Annotated in this window: 19 protein-coding genes; 1 reads left to right on the top strand and 18 read right to left on the bottom strand. The window is 71.5% G+C overall.

All coding sequences use genetic code 11. The features are described from left to right. Positions 1-152: 152 nt before the first annotated feature. The gene (locus tag LG395_RS35295) at positions 153-950 is read left to right on the top strand and encodes a tyrosine-protein phosphatase (protein ID WP_225812929.1); all 798 of its coding nucleotides are present in this window, start codon (positions 153-155) and stop codon (positions 948-950) included. Positions 951-980: 30 nt separating this feature from the next. On the opposite strand, the gene LG395_RS35290 is transcribed toward LG395_RS35295, so the two are convergent. From LG395_RS35290 to LG395_RS35205, 18 genes are all read right to left on the bottom strand, one after another. Further along, entirely contained in the window at positions 981-1103 is a 123-nt protein-coding gene (locus LG395_RS35290; protein WP_037824369.1) for a DUF6126 family protein, read from the bottom strand. Beyond that, positions 1100-1729 carry a helix-turn-helix domain-containing protein gene (locus tag LG395_RS35285; RefSeq protein ID WP_225812928.1) on the bottom strand — a complete coding sequence of 210 codons (630 nt, stop codon included), beginning with the start codon at positions 1727-1729 and terminating at the stop codon, positions 1100-1102. Before LG395_RS35285 ends, LG395_RS35290 begins: the two co-directional genes overlap by 4 nt. 90 nt (positions 1730-1819) lie before the next feature. After that, on the bottom strand, positions 1820-3205 hold the full coding sequence (locus tag LG395_RS35280) for an aspartate aminotransferase family protein (RefSeq protein ID WP_225812926.1): 1386 nt from the start codon (positions 3203-3205) through the stop codon (positions 1820-1822). Then, entirely contained in the window at positions 3202-5100 is a 1899-nt protein-coding gene (gene dxs, locus LG395_RS35275) for a 1-deoxy-D-xylulose-5-phosphate synthase (RefSeq protein ID WP_171150827.1), read from the bottom strand. The genes LG395_RS35280 and dxs overlap by 4 nt, the downstream gene beginning before the upstream one ends. A gap of 31 nt (positions 5101-5131) precedes the next feature. Then, the gene (gene ispG / locus LG395_RS35270) at positions 5132-6265 is read right to left on the bottom strand and encodes a flavodoxin-dependent (E)-4-hydroxy-3-methylbut-2-enyl-diphosphate synthase (protein WP_225812924.1); all 1134 of its coding nucleotides are present in this window, start codon (positions 6263-6265) and stop codon (positions 5132-5134) included. Between the two features lie 4 nt (positions 6266-6269). Next, the gene (hpnH, locus tag LG395_RS35265; RefSeq protein WP_014676208.1) at positions 6270-7292 is read right to left on the bottom strand and encodes an adenosyl-hopene transferase HpnH; all 1023 of its coding nucleotides are present in this window, start codon (positions 7290-7292) and stop codon (positions 6270-6272) included. A gap of 5 nt (positions 7293-7297) precedes the next feature. Next, positions 7298-7939 (bottom strand): phosphorylase family protein, encoded by a 642-nt coding sequence (locus LG395_RS35260; protein ID WP_171150831.1) that lies wholly within the window; start codon positions 7937-7939, stop codon positions 7298-7300. A gap of 1 nt (position 7940) precedes the next feature. Beyond that, positions 7941-9971, bottom strand: coding sequence for a squalene--hopene cyclase (gene shc / locus LG395_RS35255; protein ID WP_225812922.1), 2031 nt, complete (start codon positions 9969-9971; stop codon positions 7941-7943). Positions 9972-10090: 119 nt separating this feature from the next. Next, positions 10091-11224, bottom strand: coding sequence for a polyprenyl synthetase family protein (locus LG395_RS35250; protein WP_171150835.1), 1134 nt, complete (start codon positions 11222-11224; stop codon positions 10091-10093). Then, positions 11224-12651, bottom strand: coding sequence for a hydroxysqualene dehydroxylase HpnE (gene hpnE, locus LG395_RS35245; protein WP_171150836.1), 1428 nt, complete (start codon positions 12649-12651; stop codon positions 11224-11226). Before hpnE ends, LG395_RS35250 begins: the two co-directional genes overlap by 1 nt. Then, the gene (locus LG395_RS41810; protein WP_372463509.1) at positions 12648-12905 is read right to left on the bottom strand and encodes a DUF6380 family protein; all 258 of its coding nucleotides are present in this window, start codon (positions 12903-12905) and stop codon (positions 12648-12650) included. The genes hpnE and LG395_RS41810 overlap by 4 nt, the downstream gene beginning before the upstream one ends. Beyond that, positions 12905-13867, bottom strand: coding sequence for a presqualene diphosphate synthase HpnD (gene hpnD / locus LG395_RS35235; protein ID WP_225812920.1), 963 nt, complete (start codon positions 13865-13867; stop codon positions 12905-12907). The genes LG395_RS41810 and hpnD overlap by 1 nt, the downstream gene beginning before the upstream one ends. Continuing rightward, a complete protein-coding gene (gene hpnC / locus LG395_RS35230; protein WP_225812918.1) occupies positions 13864-14760 on the bottom strand; it encodes a squalene synthase HpnC in 897 nt (298 codons plus the stop codon). The genes hpnD and hpnC overlap by 4 nt, the downstream gene beginning before the upstream one ends. Before the next feature lie 361 nt (positions 14761-15121). Then, positions 15122-15910 carry an ABC transporter ATP-binding protein gene (locus LG395_RS35225; RefSeq protein ID WP_171150839.1) on the bottom strand — a complete coding sequence of 263 codons (789 nt, stop codon included), beginning with the start codon at positions 15908-15910 and terminating at the stop codon, positions 15122-15124. Beyond that, positions 15903-16832, bottom strand: a complete 930-nt coding sequence (locus LG395_RS35220) for an ABC transporter permease (protein ID WP_171150840.1) — start codon at positions 16830-16832, stop codon at positions 15903-15905. The genes LG395_RS35225 and LG395_RS35220 overlap by 8 nt, the downstream gene beginning before the upstream one ends. Positions 16833-16921: 89 nt before the next feature. Next, positions 16922-17794 carry a glycosyltransferase family 2 protein gene (locus LG395_RS35215; protein ID WP_171159535.1) on the bottom strand — a complete coding sequence of 291 codons (873 nt, stop codon included), beginning with the start codon at positions 17792-17794 and terminating at the stop codon, positions 16922-16924. Between the two features lie 8 nt (positions 17795-17802). Then, entirely contained in the window at positions 17803-18582 is a 780-nt protein-coding gene (locus LG395_RS35210) for a CDP-alcohol phosphatidyltransferase family protein (RefSeq protein WP_171150842.1), read from the bottom strand. Then, the coding region (locus LG395_RS35205) for an iron-containing alcohol dehydrogenase family protein (protein WP_225812914.1) at positions 18560-19372 on the bottom strand (813 nt) is incomplete at its 5' end. The genes LG395_RS35210 and LG395_RS35205, both read right to left, overlap by 23 nt.

Here is a 19372-nt window from a genome sequence, read left to right as displayed (position 1 = left end):
CAGATCCGCTCAAGTGCCAACATCATCAAGGGCCGCGGACCCCTCTGACAATGCCTGTGGACAACTCATTGCCCGAGGAAATCGATGCCGTATGGTCGACGGAGCGCCCGCCGACGAGCCGCGACGGCGGGGACCGACCGGGAGGAGCCCCCGTGACGCAGCAGGTCCCTTCGACCGAGCCGGAGCTGGCCGGAGTGCGCAATTTCCGTGACGTGGGCGGGCTGCCGACCACGGACGGCCGGCGGGTGCGGTACGGCGTGCTGTTCCGCAGCGGGCACCTGGCACACGCGACGCAGGAGGACGCGGCCTTCCTCGCCTCCCTGGGCCTGCACACGATCTTCGACTTCCGCAACGCGGCCGACCAGAGGCTGGAGGGCCCGGACGTCGAGCTGCCCGGCGTGCGGAACGTGAACCTGCCGCTGAGCGACCCGGCGGACGGCGCCGAGTTCTGGCAGATGGTCCGCGACGGCGATCTCGACCAGCTGCGCGCGATCCTGGACGACGGCAAGGGCGCGACCCGGATGATCGCCTCCTACCGGAAGATCGTCACGGAGCGCACCGCCGAGCACGCGCGCGTGCTGCACGCGCTGGCCGACGACAGCGTGCCCGCGCTGATGCACTGCGCGGCCGGCAAGGACCGCGCGGGCATCTCCGTGGCGGTCACGCTCCTCGCGCTCGGGGTGGAACGGGACGCGATCGTCGCCGACTACCTGGAGTCGGGCGCCGCGCACCGCCGCTACCGGGTCCGGCGCAGCGGCAGCGCGCACACGGCCTACACCCCCGAGGTGATGGAGCTCCTCGACCCGCTCTTCGACGCCCGCGCCGAGTACCTTCAGGCGGCGTTCGCGAGCATCGAGGAGACCTGGGGCGACGTCGACGCCTACCTGGCCGAGGGCCTGGGGCTCACGCCCGCCGCCCGTGAGCGCCTGCGCGCCCGCCTGCTGGACTGACGGGAGGACGCCGGCCCGCCGCTCGCGCCCCTACCCCTTGCCGCCCAGCGCGAACAGCAGGTAGAGGAACGCGGCCAGCACGTGCCCGAGGGCGATGTAGATGATCAGCCGGATCCACAGGGATCGGGGGAACTTCTCCTCGAAGTTGCTCATGGCAGCTCTCCGGTCAGCGGGCCCAGGCACAGTGTGGCCGTGGGGCTCTGCAGCAGGGTGTGGACGAACAGCAGCTCCACGCCGTCATGGTCCTCGGCGGCGAGGCGGTGCGGGGTGAGCGAGTCGAAGTGCGCGCTGTCACCGGGCCCCAGCAGGTGCGCGGTGTCGCCGAGACGCAGACGCAGGCGCCCCTTGAGGACGTAGAGCCACTCCTCGCCGGGGTGCACGCGCACGATGTCGCCCTGCGAGCCGTACGGCACCCGCACGCGCAGGGCCTGCATGCCGCGGCCGGGGGCCCCGGCCTGGACGTACGTCCACCCGCCCGCGCGGGTCGGCTCCATGTCGGCGGCCCGCACGATCGCGTCCCGGTCGGCGACCGTCTCACCGAGGAGCTCGGAGACCGTCGTACCGTAGACACGGGCGAGCGCGAGCAGCATCGGCAGCGACGGCTGGCGCTGCCCGGTCTCCAGCCGGGACAGGTGGGCCGCGGAGAGCCCGGCGGCGCGGGCCGCGGCCTCCAGTGTGAGGCCTGCCCGCCGGCGCAGGGCGCGCAGCTGCGGCGCGACGGCGGGCAGGCCGTCCTCCGGAGCCGGGCCCGTCGCCGGCGCGGCGTCTGAGGCGTTCATGCCTCCATTCAGCACCAGTCTTGCCTGAGAGGCAATTTTCTTGCCTCTCAGGCAAAAGGCGGAGGGCGACCGCGCCGGCCGGCACCACCGTCAGCGGTTGGCCACCGCCTGCTTGATCAAGGTCTTGCCGAAGTCCCACATCAGGCCGCCGCCGCTGTGCGCGTCGTCCATGACCGCGGTGAAGGCGTCCACGAACCGCTCCACGTCGGCCTCGTCCACCACCAGCGGCGGAATGAGCTTGATCACCTCCAGGTGGTCACCGGAGACCTGCGTGAGGATGCGGTGCTTCTGCAGCAGCGGTACGACGACCATCTGGGCGAACAGCCCCTTGCGGGCCGCCTGGAGCATGGCCCAGCGGCTGCGCAGCTTCAGCGAGGACGGCTTGCCGAACTCGATGCCGATCATCAGGCCCCGGCCCCGGACGTCGGCGAGCAGCTCGTAGGTGTCGACCAGGGCGGTGAGCCTGGACTTCAGCAGCTCGCCCGTCCGGCGCACGCCGGCGACGATCTGCTCGTTCTCCATGACCGAGAGCACGGCGAGCCCGCACGCCATCGCCTGGGCGTTGGAGCCGAAGCTCGCCGAGTGCACCAGCACCCGGTCCATGGACGAGTAGACCTTCTTGAAGATCCACTCCTTGCCGAGGGTGGCGCCGACGGGCACGTAGCCGCCGGAGAGGGCCTTGGCGACGCACACCAGGTCGGGCTCGACGCCGTCCTCGTGCTGGTACGCGTAGAAGTCACCGGTGCGGCCGAGGCCCGTCTGCACCTCGTCGGCGATGAGCAGCGCCTTGTGCCGGTGCAGCAGCTCCTGCGCGGCCCGCAGATAGCCCGGTGGCGCCTCGTGGACGCCCTTGCCCTGGATCGGCTCCACGATCAGCGCGGCGACGTCGCCCTTCGCCAGCTCCCGCGCCAGGGCGTCGAGGTCGCCGAGCGGTACGGCGGTGTCGGGCAGCAGCGGGGCGAAGCCGTCGCGGAAGCCGCGCTCGCCGTTGACCGAGAGGGAACCGGTGGTCAGGCCGTGGAAGGCGTGGTCGCAGTAGAGGACGCGCGGCTTGCCGGTGGCGTACCGGGCGAACTTCAGGGCCGTCTCGACCGCCTCGGTGCCGCTGTTGCCGAAGAACACGCGGTCCAGGTGCGGGCTGTGGGCCAGCAGCCGTTCGGCGAGCAGGCCGGGCAGCGGCTGGCAGTCGAAGCGGGTGAGGTCGGCGAGGTCCAGGTCCAGGACGTCGTGCAGCGCCTTGCGGACGACCGGGTGGTGGCGGCCGAGGCCCATCACGCCGAACCCGGCGAGCATGTCCAGGTAGTCGTTGCCGTCCGCGTCGAAGAAGTGCGCTCCCTCGGCACGCTCGTAGACCTTGTCGAAGCCGATGGTGTGCAGCATGCGCGGCAGCTGCGGATTGAGGTGCTTCGCGTGCAGCTCGTAGCGCTCGGCTCCGCGCTCGGCGAGCAGGGCGCCGAGGTCGAACTCGGTGGTCATTCACTCTCCTTGACTGCGCCGTCGACGTCCCTGACGGCCAGGCTCGCGCTGATCCGCCCGGCGATCTCGACGGGCGTGAGACCGATGTCGGCCAGCACCTCGCCGCGCTTGGCGTGCGCGAGGAACTGCTCCGGGATGCCGAACCGCCGTACCGGCACGTCCACGTCGGCGTCGCCCAGGGCCAGCGCCACCGCCGAACCGACGCCCGCCGCCCGGCTGTTGTCCTCGACGACGGCCACCAGGCGGTGCCCGGCGGCGAGATGCGGCAGCGCGGGGTCGACGGGCTTGACCCAGCGCGGGTCCACCACCGTGCAGCCGATGCCGCGGGCTTCGAGCAGCTCGGCCGCCTGGAGGCACACGGAGGCCATCACGCCGACGGCCACCAGCAGCACCTCGGGCTCCTCGGCGCGGTGCAGGACGTCCATGCCGCCGACGCGGTCGAGCGCCGGGAGGGACGGGCCGACGGACTCCTTCGGGAAGCGGACCAGGGTGGGCGCGTCGTCCACGGCGACCGCCTCGCGCAGCTGGGCGCGCAGCTGGTCGGCGTCGCGCGGGGCGGCGATCCTCAGTCCCGGGACGACCTGGAGGACGGACATGTCCCACATGCCGTTGTGGGAGGGCCCGTCGACGCCGGTGACACCGGCCCGGTCCAGGACGAAGGTGACCCCGCAGCGGTGCAGGGCGACGTCCATCAGCAGCTGGTCGAAGGCCCGGTTGAGGAAGGTGGCGTAGACGGCGACGACCGGGTGCAGCCCGCCGGTGGCGAGGCCGGCCGCGGAGACGGCCGCGTGCTGCTCGGCGATGCCCACGTCCCACACCCGGTCCGGGAAGCGCTCGGCGAACTTCCCGAGGCCGACCGGGTGCAGCATGGCCGCGGTGATCGCCACGACGTCCTCGCGCTCCTCGCCGATGCGCACGATCTCCTCGCCGAACACCGAGGTCCAGGAGGGGCCGCCCGCCGGGTTGAGCGGTGCGCAGGTGAGCGGGTCCATGACGCCGACGGTGTGGAAGTGGTCCTCCTCGTGGGCGAGGGCGGGCTCGTAGCCGCGGCCCTTCACGGTGAGGCAGTGGACCAGGACCGGTCCGTGGAAGCGTTTCGCGCGGCGCAGCGCGGACTCGACGGCGCCGATGTCGTGGCCGTCGATCGGGCCCAGGTACTTAAGGCCCAGGTCCTCGAACATGCCCTGCGGGGCGAAGGCGTCCTTGAAGCCCTTCTTCGCGCCGTGCAGGGACTCGTACAGCGTGGAGCCGACGACCGGGGTGCGCTGGAGCATGTCCTTGCCCCAGGCGAGGACCTTCTCGTAGCCGTCGGTGGTGCGCAGCGTGGCCAGGTGGTTGGCGAGGCCGCCGATGGTGGGGGCGTACGACCGCTCGTTGTCGTTGACGACGATGATCAGCGGCCGGTCCTTGGCCGCGGCGATGTTGTTGAGCGCTTCCCAGGCCATGCCGCCGGTCAGCGCGCCGTCGCCGATGACCGCGACCACGTGCCCCTTCTCCCCCAGCACCTGGTTGGCCTTGGCGAGCCCGTCGGCCCAGCCGAGCGCGGTGGAGGCGTGGCTGTTCTCGATGACGTCGTGCTCGGACTCCTCGCGCGAGGGGTAGCCGGACAGTCCGCCCTTGCCGCGCAGCTTGGAGAAGTCCTGACGACCGGTCAGGAGCTTGTGCACGTAGCTCTGGTGGCCGGTGTCCCACAGGATGCGGTCGACCGGTGACTCGAAGACCCGGTGGAGCGCGATGGACAGTTCCACGACGCCCAGGTTGGGGCCGAGGTGACCACCGGTCCTCGACACCGCGTGCACCAGGAACTCACGTATTTCCTCGGACAGTTCACCGAGTTCCGCCTCGGACAGCGCCTTCAGGTCGCGTGGTCCCCGGATCTTCTCCAGAATCGTCACGCTCGGGCCCCCTCTCGGTCCGTGCCTTGCCTCAACTCGTTCGGTCTGCGGGGCTCGTCCGCTCGGCGAGCTTCATGGCCTCCTCGATGAGGGTCTCCACGATCCTGGACTCGGGGACGGTCTTGACGACCTCGCCCTTGACGAAGATCTGGCCCTTTCCGTTGCCCGAGGCAACTCCGAGGTCGGCCTCGCGGGCCTCGCCCGGACCGTTGACCACACACCCCATCACCGCGACCCTGAGCGGCACTTCCATGCCGTCCAGCCCGGCGGTGACCTCCTCGGCGAGCTTGTACACGTCCACCTGGGCCCGGCCGCAGGACGGACAGGAGACGATCTCCAGCTGCCGCTGGCGCAGCCCCAGCGCCTGAAGGATCTGGATGCCGACCTTGACCTCCTCGGCGGGCGGCGCGCTCAGCGACACCCGGATGGTGTCCCCGATGCCCCGGGAGAGCAACGCCCCGAAGGCCACCGCCGACTTGATCGTGCCCTGGAAGGCGGGACCGGCCTCCGTGACGCCCAGGTGCAGCGGGTAGTCGCACTCCTCGGCGAGCTGCCGGTACGCCTCGATCATCACGACCGGGTCGTTGTGCTTGACGGAGATCTTGAGGTCGCGGAAGCCGTGCTCCTCGAAGAGCGACGCCTCCCACAGCGCCGACTCGACCAGGGCCTCCGGGGTCGCCCTGCCGTACTTCCGCAGCAGCCTGCGGTCCAGCGAACCGGCGTTGACACCGATCCGGATCGGCGTGCCGTGGTCCTTGGCGGCCCGCGCGATCTCCTTGACCTTGTCGTCGAACTGCTTGATGTTGCCGGGGTTCACGCGCACCGCCGCACAGCCGGCCTCGATGGCGGCGAACACGTACTTCGGCTGGAAGTGGATGTCCGCGATCACCGGGATCTGCGACTTGCGGGCGATGGTCGCGAGGGCGTCCGCGTCGTCCTGCGTGGGGCAGGCGACGCGGACGATCTGGCACCCGGACGCGGTGAGTTCCGCTATCTGCCGCAGGGTGGCGCCGATGTCCGACGTGCGGGTCGTCGTCATGGACTGCACCGACACCGGGGCCCCGCCCCCGACCGCCACCGGCCCGACGTGGATCTGCCGCGACTGCCGTCGCGGCGCGACCGGACGGGCCGGTACCCCGGGAACGCCCAAGGGAACGGCGGTCATCGCCTCACTCCCGGTTCCCGGAGACGGTCTCGCGCATCGCCCGCAGGGACTCCTTCAGCGAGCCCATGGTGGCGAGGACGGCGGTCGGCTCGTAGCCGCAGTGCGCCATGCAGTTGTCGCAGCGCGGGTCCTTGCCGCGGCCGTACTTGTCCCAGTCGGTCTTCTCGATGAGTTCGCGGTACGTCGGCACGTACCCGTCGCTCATCAGGTAGCAGGGGCGCTGCCAGCCGAAGAGCGAGTAGTTGGGGATCGCCCACGCGGTGCACGGGAAGTCGACCTTGCCCTCCAGGAAGTCCAGGAAGAGCGGGGAGTGGTTGAGCCGCCACTTCTTGCGGTTGCCGCCCGCGAAGGCCTTCCGGAACAGCTCGCGGGTCTGCTCGACACCGAGGAAGTGGTCCTGGTCGGGGGCCTTCTCGTAGGCGTAGGCGGGCGAGATCATCATCTCGTCGACCTTGAGGTCGTCGTTGAGGAAGTTCAGCACCTCGATGATGGTCTGCGGGGTGTCGGTGTTGAAGAAGGTGGAGTTGGTGGTCACCCGGAAGCCGCGCCGCTTGGCCTCCTTGATGGCCTCCACCGCCTCGTCGAAGACGCCTTCCTTGGCGACGGACTCGTCGTGCCGCTCCCGCAGCCCGTCGATGTGCACGGCGAAGGCGAAGTAGGGCGAGGGCGTGAACTTGTCCATCTTCTTGCGCAGCAGCATCGCGTTGGTGCACAGGAAGACGTACTTCCGCTTCGCCACCAACTGCCGCACGATCTCGTCGATCTGAGGATGCATCAACGGTTCGCCACCGGCGATGGACACCATCGGCGCACCGGACTCCAGCACCGCGCCCACGGCCTGGGCGACCGGCATGCGCTGCTTGAGCACACCGGCCGGGTGCTGGATCTTGCCGCAGCCCTCGCACTTCAGATTGCAGGCGAACAGCGGTTCCAGCTCCACGATGAGCGGGAACTTGTCCCGCTTGCGGAGCTTCTGTTCAGCCAGGTATGTCGCGACCTTGATGGACTGGCGCAACGGCATGGCCATCTGGCTCACCTCCGGGGGAGCAGCAAAGAACGGTGCCATTCGAAAAATGAGGGAAGGATGGAACGAAGAACGCGGAAGGCCGATATGCCGCCGCGCACCGTGCCGATCCGGACGAGTTCGTGTTCCGGGGCGTCCACGACCACCCGGACGGCCGCGACCGGGCGCTCGCCCGTGCGGACCGCCGTGCGGAGTGTGGCCGCCGACTCCATGTCGACCGCGATCGCGCCGGTGGCCAGCAGATCGTACCGCTCGGGCCCCCGTACGACGTGGTCGGAGCCGGTGAGCGGGCCGGTGTGGACCGTGCGTCCGGGCAGCAGGCGCACGAGTTCCTTGACCAGCAGGTCGGTGCCCACGCACGGGACTTTCCCGCGCGCGTCCCGGGTCTCCTCGGCGACGACCAGGTCGCCGGGGTGCATGCCGGGCGCGAGCCCGGCACAGAAACCGGTGGCCAGCACGGCGGTGCCGGCCGCCGCCGGGCCGGCGAGGTGCCGGCCGACGGAGCGTTCCGCCGCCTTCGGGCCCATGCCCGTGCGGACGACGGTGTACGGCCCGTCCGCCCCGCTGCTGTCACCGGTGCGCAGGGCGAGGTGCTCGATGCCGAGCGCGCAGGCGATCAGCAGCGGGGCCGGGGCGGGCTGGCCGGTCAAGTCAGCTCCCCGTCGCCCGTGACGCGGCCGCCTTGGTCCTGGCGAGCAGCTTGCGCTCGAAGGGGTCGCCGTGCAGGTAGCGGCCGAGCGCGGTGAGCGGGAACACCTGGCGGTACAGGTGGTAGTTGATGGAGAAGTCCCAGGGGAAGCCGGTGCCGGTGAAGTACGGCTCGTCCCAGGTGCCGTCCTCGCGCTGGGTCTCGGCCAGCCACTGGATGCCGCGCTCGACCGCCTTGGAGTCCTTCTCCCCCGCCGCGAGCAGCGCCATCAGCGCCCACGCGGTCTGCGAGGCGGTGGACGCGCCCCGGCCGCTCCACTCCTTGACGTACTTGTAGGAGCGCAGGTCCTCGCCCCAGCCGCCGTCGTCGTTCTGGACGCTCTCCAGCCAGACCACGGCCCGCCGGATCGCCGGGTGCGAGCCGGGCAGTCCGGCCGCGGTCAGCGCGGGCACCACCGAGCCCGTGCCGTAGATGTAGTTGACGCCCCAGCGGCCGAACCACGAGCCGTTGGGCTCCTGTTCGGCGAGCAGCCAGTCGATGCCGCGCCGGGTGCGCGGGTCGTGGGCGAGTCCCTCGGCGGCGAGCATCTCCACGACGTGCGCGGTGACGTCCGCGGACGGCGGGTCGATGACCTCACCGAAGTCGCAGAACGGCAGCCGGTTGGGGAACGGGCTGGTGTTGTCGACGTCGAAGGCGCCCCAGGCGCCGTTCTTCGACTGCATGCCGAGGTTCCAGCGCACGGCCCGCCCGATCGCCTTGTCGACGCGCTCGGGGTCGTGGTGCCGGACCCGGCGCAGCGCGAGGGCGACCTCGGCGGTGTCGTCGATGTCCGGGTAGTTGTCGTTGTGGAACTCGAACGCCCAGCCGCCCGGCGGCAGTCCGGGACGCTTCACGGACCAGTCGCCGGGGCGGACGATCTCCTCACCGAGCATCCAGTCGGCCGCCTTGACCAGTTGCGGGTGGTCGACGGGCAGACCGGCGTCCACGAGGGCGATCGTGGCGAGGCAGGTGTCCCAGACCGGGGACTGGCAGGCCTCGATCATGCGGGCACCGTCCTCGCGCCAGACGGCGAAACGGTCCAGCGAGGCGAGGCCCTCACGCATCACGGGGTGCTGGAGGTCGTAGCCGAGCAGGTGCAGGGCGATGACCGAGTACACGGCCGGGGGCTGGATGCCGCCCCAGCAGCCGTCGTTCTCCTGCCGCTCGATGATCCAGCGGGCCGCCGCGTTCATCGCCGCCTTGCGCAGCCTGCGCGGGGCGACCTTGCGGAACTGGTGCAGCGCCTTGTCGATGCGCTGGAAGGCGCCGTCCCAGCTGGCCAGCGGGGCCAGGGGGCGGGGCGGGTTGGGCCGAGCCGGGTCGGTGTGCAGTTCGTCCAGCGCGAAGGGCGCGGGGCGCACCGGGCGCTTGGCCGAGACGATGGTGAGCGGGACGATGGTCTGCCGGGCCCAGCATCCGAAGTCGTAGATGTTGAGCGGCATCCAGGTGGGGAACCAGATCAGCTCCGGGGGCAGCTCGGGCAGGTCCTCCCACTTCCACCAGCCGAACAGGGCGAGCCAGATCCGGGTGAACACGCGGGAGGCGGCGATGCCACCGCGTTCGCGGACCCAGGCGGACGCCTTCGCCATGTGCGGGGCGTCGGGCGCGTCACCGGCCAGACGCAGGGCGACGTACGCCTCGATGGTGGTGGACAGTTCGCCGGGGCCGCCGTAGAAGGTGGCCCAGGTGCCGTCCTCACGCTGCTCGCCGCGGATGAACTTCGCGGCGGCCCGCGTGGTCTCCTCGTCCTGGATGCCCAGGAACTGCCGGAGCAGCAGGTCTTCGGCGTCCATGGTGACGTTGGTCTCCAGGTCGCCCTTCCACCAGCCCTCCGAGTCCTGCCGGGAGAGCAGGAAGTCGGTGGCGCGTCGTGCGGCGCGCGCGGCGGCTTCCTGTACCCCGGCCGCCTCGGGAGTGGTGAGGGTGGTGTCGCTGGCCGCGGCAGCCCGGGACGGCAAGGTCGCCCCGGTGCTTCCGTCGGTCGTCGCTGTCATGGCTTCCCCTTCGTGCAGTCGTGCGAGTCGTGCTGCTGTGGGTCCGCCGTCGGCCGGTCTCCTTCGCGGTGGGCAGGGACCGGCCGGCGACTACGCGAGGCTCATCAGGCCAATGGTGATCATCTCTTCCGTACGACGACGAAGTCCGCGAGCGCCGTGAAGGAGTCCCGTACCCGGTCGGGCATGTCGACGGCGTCGAGGGCTTCGATGGCGATGGTGTGCTGACGGCGTGCCTCCGCCGCCGTCCACTCGCGGCCGCCGGCCTCCTCGATGAGGGCGGCGCGGGCCGCGAACTCCTCCTCGGAGAAGTTCTCGAAGTCGCTGCTCTTGGCGTCGGCGGCGAGGATGTCGCCGAGCTGCTCGGAGGCGGGGCCGCCGGCCGCGAGCGCGGCCACCACGGGCAGGGACTTCTTGCGCTGGCGCAGGTCGCTCCAGGTCTGCTTGCCGGTGGCCTCCGGGTCGCCCCAGATGCCGAGCAGGTCGTCCACGGCCTGGAAGGCGAGGCCGAGGTGGTAGCCGTACCGTTCCAGCGCGTCGGCGGTGGCGTCGTCCGCGCCGCCGAGGACCGCGCCGATGGAGCAGGCGCAGGCGAGCAGGGCGCCGGTCTTGTTGCCCTCCATCTCCAGGCACTCCTCGACGCTGACCCGGTCGCGGTGCTCGTAGGAGATGTCCTGGGCCTGACCGTCGATCAGGGCGCGGGTGGCCGTGGTCAGCCGGCGGGCGGCGCGGCCGGCCTCGACCGTGCCGAGTTCCAGCAGGACCTCGCCCGCGAGGGCGAACAGGGCGTCGCCGACCAGGATGGCCTGGGCGGGGCCGTGCACCTTCCAGACGGTGTCCCGGTGCCGGCGCTGCTCGTCGCCGTCCATGAGGTCGTCGTGCAGCAGGGAGAAGTTGTGCACGAGTTCGACGGCGACCGCGCCCGGGACGCCCGCCTCGGGTGCGGCGCCGGTGACCTCGGCGGAGAGCACGGCGAGCGCGGGGCGGACGGCCTTGCCGCCGTCGCCGTCGGCGGGGTTGCCGGCTGCGTCGATCCAGCCGAAGTGGTAGGCGGCGACGGTGTCCATGGGAGGCGCCAGGCGGTCGACGGCCGTGCGCAGCACCGGTGTGGCCAGGGTCCGGCCGCGCTCCAGCAGCGCGGTGACGTCCACCGCGGCCCGTGGAGCGGGCGTCGAGGCCGGGGGCACAGTGGGCACAGTCTCTCCTCTTGTTGCGGTACCGGGGGTGCGGGGGCCGGCCGCCTGCCGACGGGACATCAGGCCGCCTCCTCGAACGCGAAGAGGTGGCGCGGGCGGGGCCGGCCCAGGGCGCCGAGCGCGGCGTCGGCCGCGCTCACTCCACTGCGGACCGCACTCTCCATGGTCGCGGGCCACCCGGTGGCGGTCCACGCTCCGGCCAGGTACAGGCCGGGGGCATTGGTGCGGGCGCCGGGCCGCAGCCGCCCGACGCCGGGGGTGGGGGCGAACGTCGCCGTGCGCTCCCGGGTCACGAAGAAGTCCAGCACCTCGGCCGCGCGCGTACCCGGGATCAGCCGTTCCAGCTCGGGCAGGTAGCGCTCGCGGAGTCCGGCGACCGGGGTGTCGATGTCGTCCTGCGCGGCCGACTGGGACAGCGCCAGGTACTGTCCCGTGCGCAGCCCGGAGGCGTGGGTCCGGTCGAACACCCACTGCACGGGCGTGCCGAGGGCGGCGAAGAAGGGCCGCGCGAGCACCTCGCGGTCGTACACCACGTGGATGTTGAGGATCGGCGCGGTGCCGATCTCGAGCAGCCGCTCGGGTGCGTCGAGGGCGCCGGGCGGCAGCAGGTCGTGGGCCTCGCGCTGGGGTACGGCGAGGACGACCGCGTCGGTTTCGATGTTCTCGCCGGGAACCTGAACGCTCCACGTCCCGTTCTCGTTGAGGGAGACGGAGGTGACGCGTGTACGGACCTCGGTACGCACGCCCGCGGAGTCGAGCGCCTTGCGGGCCAGCCGGTCGTGCAGTTCGCCCAGCGGGACGTGGGCCCAGCCGATGTCGGCCGCGCCCGGGTCGGAGAGCAGACCGGTCTTGAACACCATCGCGGCGAGCCCCAGCGAGGCGTCGCCCGCGACCGCGTTGAGGGTGGCGACCCCGACCAGGTCCCACAGGGCCTCGACGGCGCGCGCCGACTGACCGTGCGCGGCCAGCCAGCTGCCGAAGTCCTGGGTGTCCAGGGCCGGATCGGCGAGGTCGAGTCCCTTCAGCGCGAGCGCGGCACGCCCGACGGCCGCGCGCTCGGCGAGCGAGAGGTGCGGATAGGCGGCCAGGCTGCGCCCCAGGTGGAGGGGGACGGGCAGCGGGTCGCGCCGCAGCCTGCCGAGCCGCCGCCCCTCGGGCTTGGCGACGTCGACGACGGGCACGTCCAGACGGTCCTGCAGCGGTGCCAGCGCCGCGCCCTCGATCCGTTCGAGGAACCAGCGGTAGGCGGTGCAGCAGCGCAGGTACACGTGCTGGCCGTTGTCGACGGTCAGTTCGCCGCGCTGGAAGGAGAAGGCGAGGCCGCCCAGCCGGGGCCTGCCTTCGAGCAGGGTGACCCGGACACCCGCGTCGGCGAGGGCGAGCGCCGCGGTGGTCCCGGCGAGGCCGCCGCCGACCACGACCGCGCTGCGGCCCGCCGTGCCCGACGTGCCGGGCCGCGCCGGTGCGGGGGGTGCGCCGTCACTCATCGTGCGTCCTTCCGTGCGTGCGCTCCGCGGGCGGGGCCGTTGAGGGCCGCCTTTCGGCTGCGGCTACGTCGTGGCCGGTCGTGCCCACGCGGCGGCAGCCGCATGCCGGACACAGCCGCGCGCCCCTTCGGGGCGCGCGCCTGATGGATGAACGGTGCACGCCCGGCCGTCGCAGTCAGGGACGCCACGCCGAGGAGGAGGGTTGCCTGTCGCATGCCGTCCGGTTCGGCCGGCTCTGCCGCGGTGCGCTGCATCAGGCGCGCCTCCGGACGGAGCGCCGGGAGACATGGCGGGTCACGTGCCGGGTGTCGAGCCCGGACAGGCCGCGCACGGCGACGTAGGCCTTCTCGTGTCCGGGCAGCGAGACCCGGCCGCGCAGGACGGCCTCCGGGTCGCGCTCGATGCGGTCCAGCAGCCGGCGGTAGATGCCGGCCATCGCGGCCACGCACGCGCCGCTGCGGCGGTCGAGCATGGGCAGCAGCCGGTAGCCCTCGGCGAACAGGGCACGGGCGCGCCGCACTTCGAAGTGCACGAGGCCCGCGAAGTCGGAGCCCTCCGGCGGGGTCGGCCCGTCGAACCCGGCCGAGCAGCCGAACTTGGCCAGGTCGTCGGCGGGCAGGTAGGTACGGCCGCCGGCCGCGTCCTCGCGGACGTCGCGCAGGATGTTGGTGAGCTGCAGGGCGAGGCCCAGCGTGTCGGCGTACTCGGACGCGCGCTCGGCGCCGCGCGCGCCCTGTTCGGTGCCGAACACGCCGAGCGAGAGGCGGCCGATGGCACCGGCGACACAGCGGCAGTAGACCTTGAGGTCGTCCCAGGTCTCGTAGGTCTCCCCGCGCACGTCCATCTGGACGCCGTCGATCAGCTCGTCCAGGCCGCCGAGCGGGATCGGGAAGGCGCGCGCGGCGTGACTGAGGGCGACGGCCACCGGGTCGGTGTCGTCCTCCTCGACCTCGCCCTCGCGGATCCGGGTGAGCAGCGCCCGGGTGTCCTCCAGCCGCGCCAGCTTGACCTCGCCGGCCAGCTCACCGTCGCCGATGTCGTCCACGCGCCGGGAGAACGCGTACAGCGCCGACATGGCGCGGCGCTTGGCCGTCGGCAGCAGCCGGATGCCGTAGGCGAAGTTACGGGCCTGCTGCCCGGTGACGACCTCGCAGTAGCTGTAGGCGGCGAGTACCGGTGCGGACACGTGCGGCGGAGAATCCACGGTCCGGATCACCCCTCTCCTCGCAGGATCACGCCCGCCTCGCGCAGCAACTGGACCTTGCCGGGTCGGGGCGGGCCGGGAAGTACGTCGTATTCGGCGGCGGCGATCGCCCTGATCGCCGCCCTTCCTCCCGCCACGAACCCTGCGAGCAGCAGCTTGAGCCTGCCGTGGACGCTACCCACCAGGGGGGCGCCTTCATTCAGCAGATCGCGGGCGCGTTGTGCTTCGTATGCAACCAGGGCGCGCACCGATGCGCCCGTGATTTTCGCGGCGAGGTCCGCTTCCTGGACATGGAAACGCTTCATGTCCTCGGCGGGCAGATAGATGCGGTCGCGGCCGAGGTCCTCGGCGACGTCCTGGAGGTGCTCGACGATCTGGAGCGCCGTGCAGATGGCGTCGGACAGCCGGATCCGCTCGGGGGTGGAGGTGCCGGTGACGGCGAGGACGAGGCGGCCGACCGGATTGGCGGAGAGTTCGCAGTAGGCGAGGAGGTCGTCGTAGGTCTCGTAGCGGGTGACGAGCTGGTCCTGGCGGTTGGCGGCGATCAGCCCGAGGAACGGTTCCGGGGTGAGGCCGTGGCGGCGGACCGTGGGCTGCAGGCGGCGCAGCAGCGGGTGGCGCGGGGTGCCGTCGAAGACGCGGCGCAGGTCGGCCTCGAAGGCGTCGAGGAGGACCAGGCGGTCGGCGGCCTCGGCGGGCGACACGCCGAGCAGCCGGGCGTCGGCGCCGCCGGGGGCGAGGTCGCCGTCGCCGATGTCGTCCACCAGACGGGCGAATCCGTAGACGGCCATGAGGTCGGCGCGCCAGGCCCGGGGCAGGAAGAAGGGGGCCACCGGGAAGTTCTCGCTCGCGGCCTTGTCCAGGGTGGCGCGTTCCAGGTCGGGCGCCTCGGCGGTGGCCGTCATCGGGCGCTGCCCGGGGCGTGGACGGCACATGCTCCGCTGAGCAGGGGAGTTTCCGTAGCCATTGCCGTCACATCTCCCGTTCTACACTGCCGATCCGATACACACTATTTCGGACACGCCGCCCCGCTCCGCGCAGGCGTGCCCACCGCAGGAGGGCGCGCATTATCGCCCCACTTGCCGGTTTCCGACGCCGGTACAGCTTACGTTGTACAACGCGGCGCGGCGCGGCAGGGTGTCCTGCACATCACAACAACACACCGATTGCCTTCAAGATTCCTAACAGCAGACGGAGTTGACGTTTCCTTTGCAGACGGAAGGGCCCCGCCCGGACGCGTCCCGGCGGGGCCCTGGCCGAAACGGGTCACTTGCCCGTGAACTTCTCGTACTCCTTGAGGACCTCTTCGGTCGGGCCGTCCATGCGCAGCTCACCGCGCTCCAGCCACAGCACCCGGTTGCAGGTGTCACGGATGGACTTGTTGTTGTGGCTGACCAGGAACACCGTGCCGGCCTCCTTGCGCAGTTCCCGGATGCGCTCCTCGGAGCGCTTCTGGAACTTGCGGTCGCCGGTGGCCAGCGCCTCGTCGATCATGAGGACGTCGTGGTCCTTGGCGGCGGCGATGGAGAAGCGCAGGCGCGCCGCCATGCCGGAGGAGTACGTGCGCATCGGCAGGGTGATGAAGTCGCCCTTCTCGTTGATCCCCGAGAAGTCGACGATGTCCTGGTAGCGCTCCTTGATCTGCTCCCGGGACATGCCCATGGCGAGCCCGCCCAGGATGACGTTCCGCTCGCCCGTGAGGTCGTTCATCAGGGCCGCGTTCACGCCCAGCAGGGACGGCTGGCCGTCGGTGTAGACCTTGCCCTTCTCCGCGGGCAGCAGACCGGCGATGGCCCGCAGCAGCGTCGACTTGCCGGAGCCGTTGGAACCGATCAGGCCGATGGCCTCGCCGCGGTAGGCGACGAAGGACACACCGCGCACCGCGTGCACCTTGCGCACCCCGCGCGCCGCGTCGTCGGAGCGGCGCCTGAGGATCCTGCTCAGGGCCGCGGTGGCGCTGCCCTTGCCGGTCTTGGCGCCGTTGACCCGGTAGACGATGTGCAGGTCGTCCGCGATGACCGTCGGACGGCGGTCCCCGGTGTTCTGTTCAGCCACGGCCGTACCGCTCCTCCGCCTTCCAGAAGTACACGAAGCCGCCCACGGCGAAGAGCACGGCCCAGCCGCCGGCCACCGCCCACACGTGGTCGGGCAGGTTCTCGGAACCGTAGCCGTCGATCAGGGCGAAGCGCATCAGGTCCATGTAGATGGCGGCCGGGTTCCACTGCAGCACCGTCGCGATCCAGCGCGGCTTGTCGTCCAGCATGATCGGGATGGAGAACATCACGCCGGAGGCGTACATCCACGTCCGCATCACGAACGGCATGAGCTGGGCCAGGTCCGGGGTCTTGGCGCCCGCACGGGCCATGATCAGGGCGAGCCCGGTGTTGAAGAGGAACTGCAGGGCGAGGACCGGCACGATCAGCAGCCAGGACATGTCCGGATAGCTGCCGAAGCCGATCGCCACCAGGAACAGCACGATCATCGAGAACAGCAGCTGCTGGAGCTGCTGGAGCGAGAAGGAGACGGGCAGCGACGCGCGCGGGAAGTGCAGGGCGCGCACCAGGCCGAGGTTGCCGGAGATCGCGCGGACGCCCGACATCACCGAACTCTGCGTGAAGGTGAACACGAACACGCCGGTGACCAGGAACGGGATGTACACGTCCCGGGACATGCCGCGGCTGGCGTGCAGGATCAGCCCGAAGATGAAGAAGTACACGGCCGCGTTCAGCAGCGGCGTGGCCACCTGCCAGAGCTGGCCGAGCTTGGCCTGGCTGTACTGCGCGGTCAGCTTCGCCTGGGAGAAGGCGAGGATGAAGTGGCGGCGCCCCCAGAGCTGACGGACGTACTCCACGAGCGAGGGCCGGGCGCCGCTCACGGCGAGCCCGTACTTGGCGGCGAGCTGGGCCGCCGTCAGCCCCTCGTCGGGCGGCGCGGCCTCGGTCACGGCGACCGTGCCGTCGTGCGTGGTCTCACTCACAGGTGGATACTTTCGTCTTCGGATTCGCGTGCGGGTTCGTCGTCCCGTGCGCCCGTCCGCGGGCGCCCGGGCCCCCAGGGACGAGCTTGTCAGATGACCGGCGGACGGCCCAGCCGGGTGAGTCGCCACACCGTACGCCAGCGCATCGGCCGGCGGGGACCGCAGGGCGTGGTCCAGCCTTCCCGGAAGCCGCCGAACCATGCCTTCAGGGCCGGCCGCGAGGGGCGGCGGAGCAGCGTGAGCAGCAGCCAGACGCCGAGGTAGACCGGGACCAGCAGGGCCGGGAGGTTGCGTCGGGCGAGCCAGACGCGGTTGCGGGCGACCATGCGGTGGTAGACCGCGTGCCGCGACGGCGCGGTCGTGGGGTGGTACAGCACCATGTCGGACCGGTAGTCGATCATCCAGCCCGCGTCGAGGGCCCGCCATGCCAGGTCGGTTTCCTCGTGCGCGTAGAAGAACGCCTCCGGCAGCCCGCCGACCTCCGCGAAGACGCGGGTGCGGACGGCGTTGGCGCCGCCGAGGAAGGTGGTGACCCGGGAGGAGCGCATCGGGTCGGAGGCGCGCAGCCGGGGCACGTGCCGGCGCTGGGTCTCGCCGGTGCCGGGGTCGGCGATGCGGAAGCTGATGATGCCCAGTTCCGGGTCGGCCGCGAAGGCCTCGCGGCACAGCTCGGCGGTGTCGTGGCGGGCGAGCAGGCCGTCGTCGTCGAGGAAGAGCAGTATGTCGACATCACGACCGCCGGGCCCGAAGGCCTCTATGCCGACGTTGCGCCCGCCGGGGATGCCGAGGTTCTCGGGCAGCTCGACGGTCCGCACACCCTCGGGCACGTCCGGGACGGGTGAGCCGTTGCCGACGACGACCACCTGGACCGGGTCGCCGTCCTGCTTGGCGACGGAGTCCAGCAGGGCCCGCAGCTCCTCGGGCCGGTTGCCCATGGTGATGATGACGGCGCCGACCTTCATGGGCGCGCTCACTTCAGCCTGCTGGAGGCGAGGATGGACACCAGGTGCAGCAGCGTCTGGAGCAGGGCGATGCCGGCGAGGACGGCCGTACCGAGGCGGGTGAAGAACAGGTCGCCGCGGGCCTGGTCGGCGATCGCGAGGACGACGATGAGCAGCGACGCCTCGATGCCGAGGATCAGCCGGTGGAACTTCAGCGCCGAGGCGGCCCGGCGGGCCAGCGCCATGCCGGAGGAGCGCGGCTCCGAGGCGGCCTCCTGCACCGGGGGCCTGCCGGTCTGGTGCCGGGCCACGCCGACCAGGTCGGTCTCGGCCTTGATCAGGATGGCGCCGAGCGCGGCGAGGGTGCCGAGGAAGGCCCACAGCCAGTCGATCCGGCCGGTGCCCCACAGGTCGGCGGCGCGCAGGCCGAGGCCGACCAGGACGGCCGCGTCGGTGAGGTAGGCGCCGACGCGGTCGAGGTAGACCCCGCCGAGCGAGTACTGCTTCCTCCAGCGGGCGATCTCGCCGTCGACGCAGTCCAGCAGCAGGTAGAGCTGGGTGGCGACCACGCCGAGCACGGCTCCCGCGATCCCCGGCACCAGCAGGGCCGGGGCCGCGAGCACACCGCAGACGGTCATCAGGTACGTGAGCTGGTTGGGCGTGACCCTGGTGTTCACCAGGTAGCGGTCGACGCGCAGGGACACCTCACGCATGTAGAGGCGTCCCGCCCAGTGCTCACCGCTGCGCCGGTCCTTCACCCCCGCGGGGTGGACGACCGGACGGAGTTCAGCTACCGATGGCCTTGACATAGTCGGCGTAGATGTCCTTGATCTGGTTCGTCTTGAGCTGGAGGTGTTCGAGGATCGTGTAGCGGCCGGGCCGGGTCTCGGGCGCGAACTCCACCGCGCGGACGAACTCGTCCACCGTGAAACCGAGCTCCTCCGGCAGCACCGGGAGCCCGTGGCGGCGCAGCACCTCGGCCATGTACGCCGACTCCTCGTGGGCGCCGCGCAGGTACATCGCGAAGGCGGCACCGAGGCCGCACTGCTCGCCGTGGGCCGCGGCGCGCTTGGGGTAGAGCAGGTCGAAGGCGTGGTTGATCTCGTGGCAGGAGCCCGAGGCGGGCCGGGAGTCACCGGAGATGGACATGGCGACACCGGTGAGGACCAGCGCCTCGGCGAGCACCTGGAGGAACGTGTTGTCCCCGATGCCGCCGGGGTGCCGGAGCACCGCCTCACCGGCCTGCCGGGCCATGGCGGCGGCCAGGCCGTCGATCTGCTCGCCGTTGATCCGGTTGGCCAGCTCCCAGTCCGCGACCGCGTTGATGTTGGAGATGGCGTCACCGATGCCGGCGCGCACGAAGCGGGCCGGGGCCTCACGGATCACGTCCAGGTCGATGACGGCCGCGATCGGGTTGGGGACGCCGTAGGAGCCGCGGCCCGCGTCGTTGTCGAGGGTGGCGACCGGTGAGCACAGGCCGTCGTGCGCGAGGTTCGTCGGTACGGCGACCAGGGGCAGGCCGACGCGCGCCGCGGCGAACTTGGCGCAGTCGATGATCTTGCCGCCGCCGAGGCCGACGACCGCGTCGTAGTGGTCGGC

The sequence above is a fragment of the Streptomyces spinosus genome (assembly GCF_020400655.1).
Lineage (GTDB): Bacteria > Actinomycetota > Actinomycetes > Streptomycetales > Streptomycetaceae > Streptomyces > Streptomyces argyrophylli.
This window is presented reverse-complemented; position numbering and strand designations above follow the sequence as displayed.